The sequence below is a fragment of the Vibrio sp. ZF57 genome (assembly GCF_001691235.1).
GTDB classification, from domain to species: Bacteria; Pseudomonadota; Gammaproteobacteria; order Enterobacterales; family Vibrionaceae; genus Vibrio; species Vibrio crassostreae_C.
In genome coordinates this window covers 16,156-33,988 of record NZ_MAKD01000093.1, presented here as the reverse complement: position 1 = coordinate 33,988, position 17,833 = coordinate 16,156, and the positions used below count along the sequence as shown (strand labels likewise).

17 protein-coding genes are annotated in these 17,833 nt (G+C 46.1%); 16 read left to right on the top strand and 1 reads right to left on the bottom strand.

Translation table 11 applies throughout. The features are described from left to right. The first annotated feature begins 23 nt into the window (after positions 1-23). From A6D97_RS14080 to ureG, 14 genes are all read left to right on the top strand, one after another. On the top strand, positions 24-251 hold the full coding sequence (locus A6D97_RS14080; RefSeq protein WP_010440564.1) for a zinc ribbon domain-containing protein: 228 nt from the start codon (positions 24-26) through the stop codon (positions 249-251). A gap of 295 nt (positions 252-546) precedes the next feature. Beyond that, the gene (gene urtA, locus A6D97_RS14075; RefSeq protein ID WP_065584655.1) at positions 547-1,833 is read left to right on the top strand and encodes an urea ABC transporter substrate-binding protein; all 1,287 of its coding nucleotides are present in this window, start codon (positions 547-549) and stop codon (positions 1,831-1,833) included. 160 nt (positions 1,834-1,993) lie between these two features. Beyond that, complete coding sequence (urtB, locus tag A6D97_RS14070; RefSeq protein ID WP_065584654.1) at positions 1,994-3,622, top strand: urea ABC transporter permease subunit UrtB; 1,629 nt, start codon at positions 1,994-1,996, stop codon at positions 3,620-3,622. Between the two features lie 10 nt (positions 3,623-3,632). Then, a complete protein-coding gene (gene urtC, locus A6D97_RS14065; protein ID WP_050052935.1) occupies positions 3,633-4,805 on the top strand; it encodes an urea ABC transporter permease subunit UrtC in 1,173 nt (390 codons plus the stop codon). Then, positions 4,802-5,644, top strand: a complete 843-nt coding sequence (gene urtD / locus A6D97_RS14060; protein ID WP_065584653.1) for an urea ABC transporter ATP-binding protein UrtD — start codon at positions 4,802-4,804, stop codon at positions 5,642-5,644. The genes urtC and urtD overlap by 4 nt, the downstream gene beginning before the upstream one ends. A 1-nt stretch (position 5,645) precedes the next feature. Continuing rightward, complete coding sequence (urtE, locus tag A6D97_RS14055; protein ID WP_017062505.1) at positions 5,646-6,341, top strand: urea ABC transporter ATP-binding subunit UrtE; 696 nt, start codon at positions 5,646-5,648, stop codon at positions 6,339-6,341. Further along, complete coding sequence (locus A6D97_RS14050) at positions 6,338-7,285, top strand: urease accessory protein UreD (RefSeq protein ID WP_017062504.1); 948 nt, start codon at positions 6,338-6,340, stop codon at positions 7,283-7,285. The genes urtE and A6D97_RS14050 overlap by 4 nt, the downstream gene beginning before the upstream one ends. A gap of 133 nt (positions 7,286-7,418) precedes the next feature. Beyond that, complete coding sequence (gene ureA / locus A6D97_RS14045) at positions 7,419-7,721, top strand: urease subunit gamma (RefSeq protein WP_004735119.1); 303 nt, start codon at positions 7,419-7,421, stop codon at positions 7,719-7,721. An 11-nt stretch (positions 7,722-7,732) separates the two neighbouring features. Then, positions 7,733-8,068: an urease subunit beta gene (locus A6D97_RS14040; protein ID WP_065584652.1), complete on the top strand. Its 336-nt coding sequence runs from the start codon at positions 7,733-7,735 to the stop codon at positions 8,066-8,068. 39 nt (positions 8,069-8,107) lie between these two features. Further along, positions 8,108-9,811, top strand: a complete 1,704-nt coding sequence (ureC, locus tag A6D97_RS14035; protein ID WP_017084416.1) for an urease subunit alpha — start codon at positions 8,108-8,110, stop codon at positions 9,809-9,811. A 130-nt stretch (positions 9,812-9,941) separates the two neighbouring features. Next, positions 9,942-10,394: an urease accessory protein UreE gene (ureE, locus tag A6D97_RS14030; RefSeq protein WP_017062501.1), complete on the top strand. Its 453-nt coding sequence runs from the start codon at positions 9,942-9,944 to the stop codon at positions 10,392-10,394. 74 nt (positions 10,395-10,468) lie between these two features. Then, the gene (locus tag A6D97_RS14025; protein ID WP_017079882.1) at positions 10,469-11,065 is read left to right on the top strand and encodes a HupE/UreJ family protein; all 597 of its coding nucleotides are present in this window, start codon (positions 10,469-10,471) and stop codon (positions 11,063-11,065) included. 42 nt (positions 11,066-11,107) lie between these two features. After that, the gene (locus tag A6D97_RS14020; RefSeq protein WP_065584651.1) at positions 11,108-11,788 is read left to right on the top strand and encodes an urease accessory UreF family protein; all 681 of its coding nucleotides are present in this window, start codon (positions 11,108-11,110) and stop codon (positions 11,786-11,788) included. A 46-nt stretch (positions 11,789-11,834) separates the two neighbouring features. Then, a complete protein-coding gene (gene ureG, locus A6D97_RS14015) occupies positions 11,835-12,473 on the top strand; it encodes an urease accessory protein UreG (RefSeq protein ID WP_017062498.1) in 639 nt (212 codons plus the stop codon). Between the two features lie 93 nt (positions 12,474-12,566). Here the strand turns inward: ureG and xseA are convergent, their stop codons facing one another. Further along, entirely contained in the window at positions 12,567-13,913 is a 1,347-nt protein-coding gene (gene xseA, locus A6D97_RS14010) for an exodeoxyribonuclease VII large subunit (RefSeq protein ID WP_065584650.1), read from the bottom strand. A gap of 269 nt (positions 13,914-14,182) precedes the next feature. Here xseA and guaB point away from each other — a divergent pair, with 269 nt between their 5' ends. Next, complete coding sequence (gene guaB / locus A6D97_RS14005) at positions 14,183-15,646, top strand: IMP dehydrogenase (RefSeq protein WP_017062496.1); 1,464 nt, start codon at positions 14,183-14,185, stop codon at positions 15,644-15,646. 365 nt (positions 15,647-16,011) lie between these two features. Then, a complete protein-coding gene (guaA, locus tag A6D97_RS14000; protein WP_017059729.1) occupies positions 16,012-17,565 on the top strand; it encodes a glutamine-hydrolyzing GMP synthase in 1,554 nt (517 codons plus the stop codon). Positions 17,566-17,833 lie beyond the last annotated feature (268 nt).

The following is a 17,833-nucleotide window of genomic DNA, read 5'->3' as shown; positions in this document are numbered from 1 at the left end:
AAAGTAAAAAGTTAGGATTTCCTATGAGTGAAAATATCTGCCCTAAATGCCAGTCAGAACTTAGCTGGGATGGTAAATACCACTGTGAAAGCTGCCAAGATCACTTTACAAAAGTGGGCTTTTGTCCTGAGTGCAGCAGCCAATTAGAGAAGCTTCAAGCTTGTGGGGCTGCGAGCTATTTCTGCAATGGTGATTGTAACGAGCTTAAATCTAAGTCGAGAGTGAAATTCGAGTTTCAACAAGCCGAATAGTCTTACCTCTCAATGGCAAGACGATAATCTGAGGTGTTTTTTGTAGGTCTAGTATGAAAATATTGGGCCTTTTTTGTATTTAGCGAATATGCGTGTGTCATCTTGGTTCAATCTTATCGTCACTGCACCAGCATGAAACATAGTAACCTTGTCGCTATGCACTGCATTGGTGTTAACTTAGTTAAAGTACTATTAAATACAAAGGCTTAAAACTTTGTTGGTTATGTTTTAAGTTTGGCACTCTTCTTGTAACTCTGTAATTGAATAACAAAAATACAATTATGGAGTAACAATCATGAACAAGGTGTTCAATTTATCGCTAGCTGCACTGTGTACAACACTTTCATTTTCTTCTGCAACAGTGCTTGCGGCTGACGATACCATTAAAGTCGGCGTTCTACATTCATTGTCAGGCACTATGGCGATCAGTGAAACAACGCTAAAAGATACCGTTCTTATGCTCATCGACGAGCAAAACAAAAAAGGTGGCTTACTTGGTAAGAAGCTTGAGCCTGTAGTTGTTGACCCTGCGTCAAACTGGCCGTTGTTTGCTGAGAAAGCACGTGAGCTTATCGAGAAAGAAAAAGTGGATGTGGTATTTGGTGGTTGGACATCGGTATCACGTAAATCCATGCTGCCAGTTTTTGAAGAGCTAAACAGCATCCTTTTCTACCCAGTACAGTATGAAGGCGAAGAGTCCTCTAAAAACGTTTTCTACACCGGTGCTGCGCCAAACCAACAAGCGATTCCTGCCGTTGATTACTTAATGGATGAACTTGAAGTGGAACGTTGGGTGCTTGCAGGTACCGATTACGTTTATCCACGTACCACCAATAAGATCTTAGAGGCCTACCTAAAAAGTAAAGGTGTCGCAGAAGAAGACATCATGATCAACTACACACCGTTTGGTCATTCTGATTGGCAATCTATTGTTTCAGATATCAAGAAGTTTGGTGAAGCTGGTAAGAAAACCGCCGTTGTATCTACTGTGAATGGCGATGCAAACGTACCTTTCTATAAAGAGCTTGGTGCTCAAGGTGTTTCATCTGAAGACATTCCAGTGATTGCATTCTCGGTTGGCGAAGAAGAGCTATCGGGCATGGATACTGAACCTCTAGTGGGTCACTTAGCGGCATGGAACTATTTCATGAGCGTCGATACCGAAGTCAATGAAGAGTTCGTTGAAACATGGCAGTCATTCATTAAGAGTGACAAACGTGTAACGAATGACCCGATGGAAGCACACTATATTGGTTTCAATATGTGGGCTCAAGCTGTGACTAATGCGGGCACAACCGATCCTGAATCTGTGCAAGATGCCTTGATTGGCGTGTCTGTACCTAACCTTTCTGGCGGCTACTCTACCATGCTGCCAAACCACCACATTACTAAACCAGTCCTGATCGGTGAAATCCAAGACGATGGTCAATTCGATATCGTTTGGGAAACCACAGGCCTTGTTGCAGGTGATGCTTGGTCTAACTACTTACCTGAATCAGCAAAACTATTCTCTAGTTGGTCTAAGCCATTCTCATGTGGTGCGTTCAACGTTGAAACGAAGAAGTGTTCTGGCGGTAACTAGATCGTCAATTCAGGAATATTGAGCCTTCCGGTTTGGGAAGAACGCGTCTGTTTAACGGGCGAAGCGAACGGAAGGCTCATCGTTTCAGGTAACAACCACTATCCACACATCCTCCAAGTAAAAATAACAATATCTAACTTGGTTGGTTAAGGAAGCAGGGATGAAAAACGTATTAAACGTATTTAAAGCGCTGTTGCTCATGGCAGTCAGTGCTCAGTTGGCTTTTGCTGGAATAACGGATGAAGCTAGCTTTACCAAGGCGCTAGTTGGTAAAAAAACATCGGATAAAGAGCTAGCCATCGATTGGATCATTGAGACACAAACGGAAGACGTGTCGAAGGCTATTTTATATGGATGGTTAAACGGCAATCTCTATTACTTCAATGATAAAAAAAACGAACATTATAAACAGCTCTATCTCATTCAAAACACCAAAACAGCCACTTCAGCTCAGTCTGTATGGGATGAATCAACTCTCAATATCGACAATGCTAAGCTGTTTAAAAAGGTGCGCGTAAACAACAAACTTCGCGGGATCTTACGGGGTGAAATTGCCTCTATTGGATTAAATAGCAGTAACCCAGATGTGCGTTATCAAGCGGTTCTCGATCTACTGGGAACTAAGGATGCCACTATCATCGATCGTTTATCCGAACTTAGAGAAAATGAGACCGATGGTAAAGTCGCTGAACTAATGGATTTGTCATTAGCTATTTTTACCTCGCTTGATAACAGTGCAACAACTGAAGCTCGAGTAACATCGATTGAACGAGTGGGCGACTTTAAGCATTCAGTCGTTCTAAAAACACTGAACCAACTACTTAACGGTGAGCAAGAACCAAGCATTTTGGCTGCAACAGAGCGTGCGATGGACGATTATCAACAAAGCCAAGCTCTGTACTCAGGTGTTGAAACCGTATTCTTTGGCTTGAGTTTAGGTTCGGTATTGGTACTAGCGGGTATTGGCTTAGCGATCACCTTTGGTGTGATGGGCGTTATCAACATGGCTCATGGTGAGCTGATCATGATTGGCGCTTACACCACCTATGTATTGCAACTTCTGATGCCGAATCATATTGGTTTAGCGCTAATACTTTCTATTCCTGCAGCATTCATCGTTTCGGGCTTAGTGGGTATTGCGATTGAGCGAAGCGTGATTCGTCACCTTTATGGGCGTCCATTAGAGACCTTGCTCGCCACCTTTGGTATCAGCTTAATCTTGCAGCAAGCCGTTCGCTCTATTTTCTCTCCGCTGAACCGATCAGTGAGTACACCTGAATGGATGTCTGGTGCGCTTCAATTGAATCCTATGCTATCGCTGACTTATAACCGTCTTTACATCATCTTGTTCTGTGGCTTGGTGTTTATGGGGTTATTGATGGTTCTGAAAAAGACACCGTTAGGCCTTCAGGTTCGTGCCGTTTCTCAAAACCGTGGTATGGCTCGTGCGATGGGGATTCGATCGGAACGTGTTGATGCGATGACCTTCGGTTTAGGCTCTGGCGTCGCAGGTGTTGCGGGTGTAGCGCTTTCTCAACTGACTAACGTTGGCCCAAATATGGGGCAGGCGTACATCATTGATTCTTTCATGGTGGTGGTGTTTGGCGGGGTTGGCAACTTATGGGGCACACTAGTCGCAGGGCTCAGCCTTGGCTTATTTAATAAGATTTTAGAACCATGGGCTGGTGCGGTTCTCGCCAAGATCCTAGTACTGGTTTTCATCATTCTGTTTATTCAAAAACGTCCACGCGGACTATTCCCGCAACGTGGCCGTGCGGCTGAAGGTTAAGGACAACATCATGCAGTCTAAATCATTTGTACTTTCGGCGATGCGTGGTGACAAAGGTGGTCAACTGACCATCCTTGCCATTCTTGCGGCCGTCATTCTTATTCCGCTGGCTAACACCATGTTGCCAAGTGGACACCCGCTTCATGTTGAGACTTTTACAATCTCATTAATGGGCAAATACCTGAGTTACGCAATGTTGGCGTTGGCGCTCGATCTTGTGTGGGGCTACCTCGGAATCTTGAGTCTAGGCCATGGCGCTTTCTTTGCGCTTGGTGGCTATGCGATGGGCATGTACTTAATGCGCCAGATTGGTGACCGTGGGGTATATGGTGACCCAATCCTACCTGACTTCATGGTGTTTCTTGATTGGTCGGCGTTGCCATGGTTCTGGCAGGGCTTTGATCAGTTCTGGTTCGCCTGCCTAATGGTGGTGTTGGTACCGGGCGCATTGGCTTATTTGTTCGGTTATCTGGCTTTCCGTTCTCGAGTGTCAGGGGTGTATCTTTCTATCATGACTCAAGCGTTAACTTACGCATTGATGCTGGCGTTTTTCCGCAACGAAATGGGCTTTGGTGGTAACAATGGATTGACGGACTTTAAAGACATCATCGGTCTGAGCTTGCAAAGTGATGCAGTCAAGATAGGTCTGTTTGTTGCGACTGGTATTGCGCTAATCCTCAGCTACATCGCGTGTCGCATGGTGGTGACCAGTCGATTAGGGCGAGTGGCTTTAGCGATTCGTGATACTGAATCTCGCACTCGATTCATGGGTTACGACGTCGATGGTATCAAGCTGTGGGTCTTCGTTCTGTCTGCGGTTATCGCGGGTATTGCTGGTGCTTTATATGTCCCTCAAGTGGGTATTATCAATCCGGGAGAATTTGCTCCTCTTAACTCGATTGAGATTGTGGTTTGGGTAGCCTTAGGCGGTCGTGCCACTCTGTTTGGTGCCATTGTCGGTGCATTGATCATCAACTACGCCAAGAGTTGGTTTACGGTTGAGTTCCCGGAGGTGTGGCTGTTTGCTCTGGGTGGACTATTCGTACTCTCAACCATGTACTTCCCACAAGGTGTGATTGGCTTTGTCAGTGAAAAGTGGCAGCAGCTGCGCAAGGCATCAAATGGGAAAAACCAAGATAAAGATAAGGATGATCAGCACAAGGCCAAGGAGGTGATCGCATGACCACATTTAATAGCGTAAAGGAATCGGTTCAGGCGTTCACTCGTCGAGACGAAGTCTTTGATTACCTCAAGCCCGATATTCATCCCGCCATCGATACCCGTCATAACGTGCTGCTGTATGTAGAAGGGGTGAATAAGAACTTCGATGGCTTCCAAGCGATTAACGACCTCAACCTTTACATCAAAGAGGGCGAACTGCGCTGCATCATCGGCCCTAATGGTGCAGGTAAAACAACCATGATGGACATCATTACCGGGAAAACTAAGCCAGATACTGGCGAAGTGTGGTTAGGTTCGAACATCAATCTACTCAAGATGAACGAAGCTGAAATTGCTAACGCAGGCGTTGGGCGTAAGTTCCAAAAGCCGACCGTGATTGAATGTTTAACTGTGTGGCAGAACCTTGAATTAGCCATGGCAGGTGATCGCTCGGTGTGGGCAACTTTCACTGCCGTGATGTCTGGCGAGCAGAAAGACAAACTCACCTCGGTACTAGAGCTTATTCACCTTAAAGACGAAGCGGCGAATTTGGCAGGTAACCTGTCTCACGGTCAGAAACAGTGGTTAGAGATAGGCATGTTATTGATGCAAAACCCTAGGCTATTGCTGGTGGATGAACCCGTGGCAGGTATGACTCACCAAGAAATGGATCGCACCTCTGAGTTACTTAACTCACTGGCAGGTAAGCACTCGGTTGTGGTCGTTGAACACGATATGGATTTCGTTCGTTCTATCGCCAGCCATGTCACCGTGCTTCATCAAGGTCATGTGTTGGCTGAAGGCACTATGGATCAAGTGCAGGCTCACCCTGAAGTTAAACAAGTTTATCTCGGAGAATAGGATGCTAGAGGTTAAATCAGTTAATCAATATTACGGTGAGAGCCACACGCTGTGGGATTTGGATATGCAGATCCCAGAAGGTAAATGCACGGTGCTAATGGGGCGAAATGGTGTCGGTAAAACCACCTTACTGCAATGCATTATGGGGTTGGTGAAGGTTGAAAGCGGTGACATCTCCTTATCGGGTGAGTCACTTTTGAAAACCGATGCCGAGGACCGTCCACGCCAAGGGATCGGCTATGTACCGCAAGGTCGCCAGATCTTCCCAATGCTCACTGTTCAAGAAAATCTAGAGGTCGGTTTACCGATTCGTAAAAAGGGTGACCGCAAGATCCCTGAATTCATCTTCGATATTTTCCCAGTGTTAAAAGAGATGCTACATCGTCGCGGTGGTGATTTATCGGGTGGCCAGCAGCAACAGCTAGCGATTGGGCGTGCGCTGGTGGTTAATCCAAAGCTATTGATCTTGGATGAGCCGACGGAGGGTATTCAACCCAATATTGTGCAAGAGATTGGCGACATCATTCGCATGCTCAACGAGAAAATGGGGCTCACGGTTCTGTTGGTTGAACAGAAGCTGCCGTTTGCAAGAAAGGTCGGTGACCGTTTTTGCATTATCGACCGTGGACGCCAAGTGGCAGAAGGTGAAATGACAGGGCTCGATGAGTCCTTGATAAAGGAGTACCTAACCGTATGAATTCTCTCTTTTCTCCGAATGAAGTAAGCAAGGCTTCTTTAGTAGAAGCTTTATCTTTGAATGAGACCATCGAACAAGATATTCGTGATGGTTGGCAAGCGAGTTTAAACCTCACCTTTGTCGATCGAGGTGATAAAACCGTATTAAAGAATCGTCAGCAGTCTGGTCCGCTTGCGGTGCAACGCCCCCTGTATCCTGATGGGGAAACGTGTCACACCTACTTACTCCATCCCCCCGGCGGAGTGGTAGGTGGTGACACTCTCAATATTAACGTGAATCTTGAGCACGGTGCTCACGCGTTGATTACCACACCCGGTGCGACCAAGTTTTATCGCTCAAACAACAAGTACGCCAAGCAGAAGCAGACCCTACGAGTGAAGAAAGATGCACGCTTGGAATGGATGCCGCAAGAGAACATCTTTTTCCCCAATGCACACGTTCGTTTAGATACTGAAATTCGCCTAGAAAAGGGTGCACAGTTTTGGGGTTGGGAGATGCACTGTTTTGGACGCCCTGCACAGAATGAGGGATTCGAGCATGGTCATCTCGTTGGGAAAACAGAAATCTATCTTGATAATCAAAGGCTTCTGACTGAAGGCTTTAATTTTCATGGTGGCGATAAGTTAATGATAAATATGGGGTTACTTGATTATTCAATGATGGGAACCTTTTATATCACCTCAAATGAGAAGCAAGATCTAGAGTTGGTACAGAGCTTGCTCATATCTATTACACAGCAAGCTTCACAGCAATCAGTTACATCAAAAACGTCGAGTGAACCCACATTAATATTGGGTGCTACTCAGATAGAAGGATTGATTGTGGTGCGAGCCTTGGGTAATTGGAGTGAAGATATCCTCCAAGCCTTTGGTCAGATTTGGCAAGCAACTCGCTCTCATTTATGTGGTACGACTCCTGATTTACCAAGGATTTGGGCGACTTAGCGATTAGCCCTTTTTGTACCTAGGGTGACTTCCGACCCTAGGTACATTTTTTCAAGCTTGCTGTGATTGAATCCCACTTACTGCTCATGCGTTTTTGAGCAATAAGAAAACAACACTAACAGCGGGCAGCTAAATGGAATTAACACCAAGAGAAAAAGATAAGCTACTTATCTTCTGCGCAGGAATGCTGGCACAGCAGCGTAAACAGAAAGGCTTAAAACTCAACTACCCAGAATCTATTGCTCTGATCAGCAGTGCCATTCTTGAAGGTGCCCGTGAGGGGAAAACCGTTTCGGAATTGATGGATTTTGGACGCACACTTCTTACTGTCGATGACGTTATGGAGGGGATCCCTTCCATGATCCCTGATGTACAAGTCGAAGCCACTTTTCCTGATGGCACCAAGCTGGTGACCGTTCATGAACCTATCGTGTAGGGAGAAGTAATATGGCTGGTTCCACAAAACAATACTCAGGATTCGTTCCCGGAAAAGTAGAAACCTCACCGGGTGACATCACTCTCAATGAAGGCCGAGACACAACGTCCGTTAAGGTGCAAAACATTGGCGATCGTCCTGTCCAAATTGGCTCTCATTACCACTTCTATGAAGCAAACCCTTCGCTGATCTTTAACCGAGAGGTCACTAAAGGCTTTCGACTCAATATTCCTGCGGGTACTGCAACCCGCTTTGAGCCGGGTCAGTCGCGTAGCGTCGAGTTAGTGCGTTACGCCGGTAAGTTAGAGATCTATGGCTTCCAAGGAAAGGTGATGGGCAAGCTCTAAGCGCTCCCACGGAATAATGAAAATAACAAAGGATTGAACATGGCGACGATATCCAGACAGGCTTATGCCGAAATGTTTGGGCCAACAGTCGGTGACCGAGTGCGTCTTGCTGACACTGATTTATGGCTAGAAGTTGAAAAAGATTACACAGTATACGGCGACGAAGTGAAATTCGGCGGCGGCAAAGTTATCCGTGATGGACAAGGGCAAAGCCAACGTCCAAGTGCCGAAACTCCAGATTTGGTGATCACTAACGCGATTGTGTTGGATTACTGGGGCATCGTAAAAGCCGATGTCGCAGTCAAAGATGGTCGAGTTCAGGCATTGGGCAAAGCGGGCAACCCAGATGTTCAACCGGGCGTTGATATTGTGATTGGCCCGGGCACGGAAATTTTAGCAGGCGAAGGTTCAATCTTGACTGCTGGTGGTATTGATTCACACATTCATTTTATTTGCCCACAACAGATTGAAGAAGCACTGGCGTCAGGTGTGACAACCATGATCGGCGGTGGCACTGGACCAAACACAGGTACTAACGCGACCACATGCACACCGGGGCCTTGGAACATGCACCGCATGCTAGAGTCACTCGATCAATTCCCGATGAACTTTGGTTTGTTAGGCAAAGGCAATGCCAGTCAGCCAGAAGCACTACGTGAGCAAGTAGCGGCAGGCGCGGTGGGTTTGAAGTTACACGAAGACTGGGGAACCACTCCCGCTTCAATCGATACCTGTTTGAGTGTGGCTGACGAGATGGACGTACAAGTTGCGATTCATACCGACACTCTGAATGAATCTGGTTTTGTTGAATCGACACTTGGCGCAATCGGCGACCGCGTGATTCATACCTATCACACCGAAGGTGCGGGCGGTGGTCATGCTCCCGATATTATTCGTGCTGCAGGTGAGCCGAACGTTTTGCCTTCCTCAACCAATCCAACACGCCCTTACACCATCAATACCGTCGATGAGCACTTAGACATGTTGATGGTCTGTCATCACTTGTCACCATCGATTGCTGAAGATGTCGCGTTCGCAGAGTCACGTATCCGCCGTGAAACCATTGCCGCAGAAGACATTCTTCATGACTTAGGTGCCTTTTCGATGATCGCTTCGGACTCACAAGCAATGGGACGTGTAGGCGAGGTGATCACTCGAACTTGGCAAACTGCGCACAAGATGAAAGTTCAGCGCGGCAGCCTAAAAGAAGATTCCGACTACAGCGATAACTTCCGCCTAAGACGCTATGTCGCTAAATACACCATCAACCCAGCGATCACTCATGGTATGTCTCATGAAATCGGTTCTATCGAAGCAGGGAAATTAGCAGACTTAGTGTTGTGGAAGCCCGCTTTCTTTGGTGTGAAACCTAGTGTGATTTTGAAAGGCGGCATGATCGCCATGGCGCCGATGGGTGACCCAAATGCTTCAATCCCAACACCTCAGCCAGTCCATTACCGTTCAATGTTTGGTAGCTACGGCAAGGCATGTCAAAACACATCAATGTTGTTTGTTTCTAAGGAAGCCAAGGCGCAGAACATTGATAAGCAATTGGGTTTGCAGAGCTTGATTGGTGTTGTGAGCAACTGCCGAAATATCAGCAAAGCCGACATGAAGCTCAACGATTGGATGCCAAAAATTGAGGTCGACTCTCAGACGTATCAAGTACGCGCCGATGGTGAATTGCTAACTTGTGAGCCTGCTGAAGAACTACCAATGGCACAACGGTATTTTCTATTTTAAGAGCTCGGCTGAAGGCTTTTATTTTAGCGCTGAGCTGAAGGCTCTTGTTCTAGCTCTTAGCTAAGGGCTTTTAGGCTGAAGGCTCCTAATTTAAACGTTATAAATCTCACAAGGAGATTGAGGTAATAGCATGATTGAACTGACTCAACTGAATACTCAAATACAAAATGCACCGGACGGCTACTTAAGCCTGCCGATCGATAGCCGCATTAAGAGCCGTCTTAAGGTGATGCTCGATGACGGGCGCAATGCCGGACTGTTTCTACCACGAGGTCATATCTTGCGTGGTGGCGAACAACTCTCAAGTAAATGCGGTTTAGTCGTAGAAGTGAAAGCGGCACCAGAAACCGTTTCGACTGTTTACTGTGAAGACTTGCTCCTGTTAACGCGAGTGGCGTATCACCTTGGTAACCGTCATGTTCCGCTGCAAGTGGAAGCGGGTTGGGTTCGTTATCAACACGACCATGTTTTAGATGAAATGGTTGAAGGCTTAGGCGCGAAAGTGACCACTGAGAAACAACCGTTTGAACCAGAAGGCGGTGCTTATGGCGGTCGCTCTGGTGGACATCATCACCATCATTAATCGAGTCATTGATGACTCACTAAACGATTTATATAACAACAAATATTAATAACTATAAACGCAAGGAACTCGCGATGAACTTTAAAACAGCTGCAGGCTTATGCACTTTCACAATAGCTTCTCTAACAACATCAACGATGGCTTTCGCTCACCCAGGACATGGGGCGCATTCAGTTCATGAGTCTCACTCGTTTATGTCTGGCTTAACTCACCCTGTGACTGGCATGGATCATCTGATCATGCTGATCGCTTTCGGTTTATTAATTGGCGCACTGTCATTTTCCACCAAGACAAAAGCAGCTCTGATTGGCGGTGGATTGGTGTCTTTAGTGGTAGGGCTTATCGCAGGCCAAGCCCTAGGTTTCTCTGTGATTGTTGAGCCTGCCATTATCGCTTCTCTGTTTGTCGTCAGCTTATGTTTATGGCATGTATTCTCACCATCAACCAAGCGTGTAAACAGCGTATTAGTTGCTTCGATTGCTATGTTGTTTTTCCATGGTTACGCACACGGCGTTGAAGCCGCGAGCAACCTGACTCAGTTCGCAACAGGCATGAGTATCAGTGCTTTGGCTCTGATGGTTATCGGTACTTTTGTTGGTCGCGCGGTTTACTCTAAATGGTTGTCAGTCGGCGTGGCTTCAGCAAGCGCACTATTGCTGTTAGGCGCGTAGGCTCTCGAACTTATTTGATTCTGGAAGACTGAGGGCACGATTATGACCACAACAGAAAATGTAGCCGTCTATCGTCTGTTTCAATTGATCAGTCCATCGTTGCCGATTGGTGGGTTCACTTATTCGCAAGGCTTAGAGTTAGCGGTTGAAGCGGGGTGGGTGACCGATCGCAACAGCATGGAACAGTGGCTTAATACCATCGTCAGTTCCAGTGTCGCAACTTTGGAATTACCTATCTTAGAGCGTCTTTATCACGCGCTAGAAAAGGGTGAAATCGATGAGATTGAGCATTGGTGTAACTACTTATACTCAAGCCGTGAAACCAGTGAATTGCGAGCGGAAGAAAAGCAGCGTGGGCATGCATTGAACACCTTGTTGAAGCGCTTGGATATCGATATTTCGCTGGTGGATTCTGTTGATAGTCATCCAAACCAATTGTTGGGCATGTGTATGGCGGCTCAGCATTGGGGTATTGATTTAGAGAGCCTCAAGCAGGGTTATTTATGGAGTTGGCTTGAAAACATCGTTACCGCAGGGGTCAAGTTAGTGCCTTTAGGTCAAACCGATGGTCAGTTGGCATTGATTAATATCACCAACACCTTTCCTGAGGTGATCGAAAAGGCCCGCACGATAGAAGATTGGATGATAGGCAGCTTTTCGCCTTCGATGGCATTAGCGAGTTCATTGCACGAAACACAATACACACGACTATTTCGTTCGTAGCGGTTAGCGCGAACGATGTAGCAAAAAGAATATAAGGAAGTAGACAATGGAAAGTTATAAGCAACCACTTCGAATTGGTATTGGCGGCCCGGTAGGGTCTGGTAAAACAGCGCTATTAGAAGTGCTTTGTAAAGCGATTCGCGACAAGCTCAATATCGCAGTGGTAACCAACGACATCTACACTCAAGAAGATGCCAAGATACTTACGCGAGCAGAGGCTCTAGAACCAGATCGTATTATTGGTGTTGAAACGGGTGGCTGTCCGCACACGGCGATCCGTGAAGATGCGTCGATGAACTTAGCTGCGGTAGAAGAGCTTGCCAAGCTGCATAAGAACCTCGATGTGGTATTCGTCGAAAGTGGCGGTGATAACTTGAGTGCGACGTTCAGCCCTGAATTAGCCGATCTTACCATCTACGTGATTGATGTAGCGGAAGGGGAGAAGATCCCACGTAAAGGCGGACCGGGTATTACGCGTTCTGATCTGCTGGTTATCAATAAGATCGATTTAGCACCATATGTGGGTGCGTCACTTGAGGTGATGGAGCAAGACACACAACGCATGCGTCCAACCAAGCCATACGTGTTCACCAACCTCAAAGAGAGCCAAGGGCTAGACTTCATCATCAACTTTATTGTGACTGAAGGGATGCTAACCATGAAGGAGCCTTCTACTACTGAGTAGGGTTGGAATAGGTTAGTTTTTTGAAAGCGTTAGATACTAAAAAGCCCTGTCGATTATCGATAGGGCTTTCTGGTTTGAAACGTTAGGTCGAACTTAAAGCTCGCTCTTAGTCACTCTTGTGGTCACTTGCGACTCAATCACACCGTCTTCAACTTGAGTGGTGATCACTTCACCGACTTCGACATCGTTAATCGATGATACCGTCTTGCTCGATTCTGAATGAGTAATGCTGTAGCCACGCTTTAGGGTTGCCAGTGGACTAACGGTCTCTAACTTCTCTGCAGCCATAGCGAGCTGGTGGCGAGTGGTTAGTAATGTCTTGTCCATTGCATCCAATAGCTTTTGCTCTGAACGTTGCAGATGCAGTTTCTGTTCGCCAAGGCGTTTCACTGGCGAGTTCAATTGAAGCTGGTGCTGTTTACGTTCAACACGCTGTGCATGCTGTTTTAGGTATTGAGTCATACCACGACGCAAACGCATATCTAGGTCATCAAGCTGCTGACTCTGCTTTTGAAGTTGGTAGCTAGGGTGTTGCTTCTCTAAGCGGTATTTCAACGTTTGAGTTGATTGCGCCTGTTTGATTAACACATGACGAATCGCACTGACTAAGCGAGCACGTTTAGACGCGAAAGCTTGTTCTTTATGACTGTTATCACGGCTAACCAATTCTGCGGCAGCTGATGGCGTTGGGGCACGCATATCGGCAACGAAATCAGCGATAGTGACATCCACTTCGTGGCCAACGGCGCTGATAATCGGGATTTGGCTTGCTGCGATTGTGCGAGCTACGATCTCGTTATTGAAGCACCATAGGTCTTCCAGTGAGCCGCCACCACGGCCGACGATTAACACATCACATTCATTGCGTTCGTTAGCGCGTCCAATCGCTTGGGCAATCTGAATCGCCGCCTCTTCGCCTTGAACCATGGTCGGGTAAACCACAACCGGTAGCGAAGGATCGCGCCTTTTTAGTACATCAAGAATATCAAACAGCGCTGCACCGGTTTTAGATGTGATAACGCCAACACGTTTTGGGTGTTCAGGAAGAGCTTGCTTACTCGATTGAGCAAACAGGCCTTCTGCGGCAAGGTTCATCTTCAGTTTTTCAAACTCTTGCTGAAGCTTACCGTCACCCTCTGGCTGCATGCTTTCGATGATCAGTTGATAATCACCACGTGGCTCATAAAGAGACAGGCGAGCTTTGACTAGAACTTGATTACCATTCTGGGGCTTAAAGGTGACACGGCGGTTATTGCCACGAAACATGGCGCACTTAACTTGAGCGCGAGAGTCTTTAAGCGTGAGGTACCAGTGACCAGATACAGGTGCAGAGAAGTTTGAGATTTCACCAACGAGCCAGACTATTCCCATTTCGTTTTCTAATAGGAGACGAACCTCTGAGTTGAGGCGAGAAACAGTAAAGATGTTTGGATTAGTCATAGAAGCACTATCTTTCCTTGAAGGAAGGTCTTTCTTGGAATCTCACAGGGCGTGAGTATGGAAGATAGCGGTAATATAATACATAGCAAGGGGGTAAATGCAAATTAAAAGTACAAAAATGTGTAGCCAAGCGATTTCGTTGGCCGTATAATCCGTCCGCAATATCTAATCCAAATGCAGTTTGATTTTCCTTAATTGGCTGCCCTCATTAGGCGAAACGATGAGATTGGATTGTTTCTTTTTACTCCTATTATTGTGAGATATTGCAAATGCTAAGAATTGCCAAAGAAGCGCTGACATTCGACGACGTACTGCTAGTGCCAGCACACTCCACCGTTCTCCCTAATACAGCTGATCTTCGCACTCAGCTGACGAAGAATATTTCCCTAAACATCCCAATGATATCTGCATCTATGGATACTGTGACAGAAGCTCGCCTAGCGATTGCACTGGCACAAGAAGGCGGAATAGGCTTCATTCATAAGAATATGTCAATCGAACAGCAAGCTGAAATGGTTCGCCAGGTTAAAATTTACGAAGCTGGTGTGGTTTCTCACCCAGTAACAGTAAGCCCTGACGCGACAATCGCTGATGTTGTAGCCCTTACCCAAAAACACGGCTTTGCCGGTTTCCCTGTTGTTACTGAAACAAACGAACTTGTTGGTATTATTACTGGCCGTGACGTTCGCTTTGTTACTGACCTTTCTAAGAAAGTTGATGTAGTAATGACACCTAAAGCTCGCCTTGCTTCTGTTAAAGAAGGTGCAACTCGTGAAGAAGTTCAAGAGAAAATGCACGAAGCGCGTGTTGAAAAAGTTCTTGTTGTAAATGATGACTTCCAACTTACTGGAATGATCACTGCAAAAGATTTCCACAAAGCAGAACGTAAACCAAACGCTTGTAAAGATGAGCGCGGCAGCCTACGTGTAGGTGCAGCTGTTGGTGCTGGCGCTGGTAACGAAGAGCGCGTTGCTGCTCTAGTTGAAGCTGGCGTAGACGTTCTACTTATCGACTCTTCACACGGTCACTCTGAAGGCGTACTTAACCGTATCCGCGAAACTCGCGCTGCATACCCTGATCTACAAATCATCGGTGGTAACGTAGCAACTGGCGCTGGCGCTCGTGCTCTTATCGAAGCGGGTGTTAGTGCGGTTAAAGTAGGTATCGGCCCGGGTTCAATCTGTACGACTCGTATCGTTACTGGTGTTGGTGTTCCTCAAGTAACAGCAATCGCAGACGCAGCTGAAGTAGCTAACGAATACGGTATTCCAGTAATCGCAGATGGCGGTATCCGCTTCTCTGGCGATATCTGTAAAGCTATCGTTGCTGGCGCATCTTGTGTGATGGTTGGTTCAATGTTCGCGGGTACTGAAGAAGCACCGGGTGAAGTTATTCTTTACAACGGTCGTTCTTACAAGTCTTACCGTGGTATGGGTTCTCTTGGCGCTATGTCTCAAGGTTCTTCTGACCGTTACTTCCAATCTGACAACGCTGCAGACAAGCTTGTTCCAGAAGGTATTGAAGGTCGTATCGCATACAAAGGTCGTCTAAAAGAGATCGTTCACCAACAGATGGGCGGTCTACGCTCAAGCATGGGCCTAACGGGTTCTGCAACTGTTGAAGACATGCGTACTAAAGCTGAGTTTGTTCGTATCTCTGGTGCGGGCATGAAAGAATCTCACGTACACGATGTTCAAATCACGAAAGAAGCACCTAACTACCGTTTAGGTTAATAATACGTCCAAACGTTTGAATAATGTGCTGATTTAGTCGGCACATTAATATACCAATCGTAGTAAATAACTGGTCATCCTAGCTTGTTAAAAACCTCGATAACTTCGTTAGAATTTTTGATTGTAGAATAACTACTTATCAGAAAATCCTGCCTCGTTCTCAGGCTTTTTTCCTACGCTATTCCTGAACACTTACTTACTGTGATTGGTATTATATCTACCGCCTGTTTTGTTAAAAGTCCGATTGTCTCAAAATACGTGGTTAAAGATATCTAACGAAAACGTTTGCTTTATTTCTTGAAGAGTTAATCAGAGGTGAGTAAACTCACCTCCGTTTTATCACATAGCCAATAAGACTGCTTACAATGACTAAAAATATTCATGACCAACGTATTCTAATTCTAGACTTCGGTTCTCAATACACACAGCTAGTAGCTCGTCGTATTCGTGAGATCGGTGTTTACTGTGAACTTTGGAGCTGGGACGTAGAAGAAGCGGATATTCGTGAATTCAATCCAGACGGCATCATCCTATCTGGTGGTCCTGAAAGTGTAACGGAGGAGAACTCTCCACGTGCACCTCAGTACGTATTTGATTCAGGTGTTCCTGTATTCGGTATCTGCTACGGCATGCAAACTATGGCTGAGCAACTTGGCGGTAAAGTAGCAACGTCTACTGAGCGCGAGTTCGGCTACGCAGCGGTACAAGTGACTGGCGAATCTGCACTTTTCGCTGACCTTGAGTCTACTCAAGATGTTTGGATGAGCCACGGCGACAAAGTAGTTGAGATTCCAGCTGATTTCACAAAGATCGCTGAAACAGACACTTGCCCATACGCTGCAATGGCAAACGAAGAGAAGAAGTACTTCGGTGTTCAATTCCACCCAGAAGTAACACACACTAAAAACGGCCTGAAAATGCTTGAGAACTTCGTTCTTAACGTATGTGGTTGTGAAGGTCTGTGGACTTCAGCTTCAATCATTGAAGATGCAGTTGCACGTATTAAAGAACAAGTAGGTGACGACGAAGTTATCCTTGGTCTTTCTGGTGGTGTTGATTCATCTGTAGTTGCGATGCTTGCTCACCGCGCTATCGGCGACAAACTAACATGTGTATTTGTTGATAACGGCCTTCTTCGTCTAAACGAAGCTGAGCAAGTTATGGATATGTTTGGTGACCAGTTCGGCCTAAACATCATCAAAGTCGATGCAGAAGATCGTTTCCTTAAAGCTCTGGAAGGCGAAGCTGAACCAGAAGCTAAGCGTAAAATCATCGGTCACGTATTCGTAGATATCTTCGATGAAGAGTCTAAGAAACTATCTAATGCTAAATGGCTTGCTCAGGGTACTATCTACCCAGACGTAATCGAGTCTGCAGCATCTAAGACAGGTAAAGCACACGTAATCAAATCTCACCACAACGTTGGTGGCCTTCCTGATGATATGGAAATGGGTCTTGTTGAACCTCTACGTGAGCTGTTTAAAGATGAAGTACGTAAGATCGGCCTTGAGCTTGGTCTTCCATACAACATGCTTTACCGCCACCCATTCCCGGGTCCTGGTCTAGGTGTTCGTGTTCTTGGCGAAATCAAGAAAGAGTACTGTGATCTACTGCGTCGCGCAGATGCTATTTTCATTGAAGAGCTTCACGCTGCTGACCTTTACCACAAAGTATCTCAAGCATTCACGGTATTCCTACCAGTACGTTCAGTTGGCGTAATGGGCGATGGCCGTAAGTACGATTGGGTTGTATCTCTACGTGCCGTAGAAACTATCGACTTCATGACTGCTCACTGGGCACACCTACCATACGACTTCCTAGGTAAGGTTTCTAACCGTATTATCAACGAAGTTAACGGCATTTCACGTGTTGTTTACGATATTTCTGGTAAGCCACCAGCAACTATCGAGTGGGAATAATCTCTTAGAGATTTAACCAGCTTTGATTAAGATCTTAAGCCTCGAACTCAGTTCGGGGCTTTTTTCTTTTCGATTGATTATATTGATTCATTACATTAAAGGCTTATGAGCAATACCTCGAAATCAAATGAACAATAACTAGAAACCAAATGAGTTGGAAACTAGATATCAGCTCAAGAAACCATGAGACGCTTTGTTGTGTTGAGCCATATATCAAAAAGATCACTCGCACTTTTTATAAATTCACACAGCTACAGCTAGGCCATTC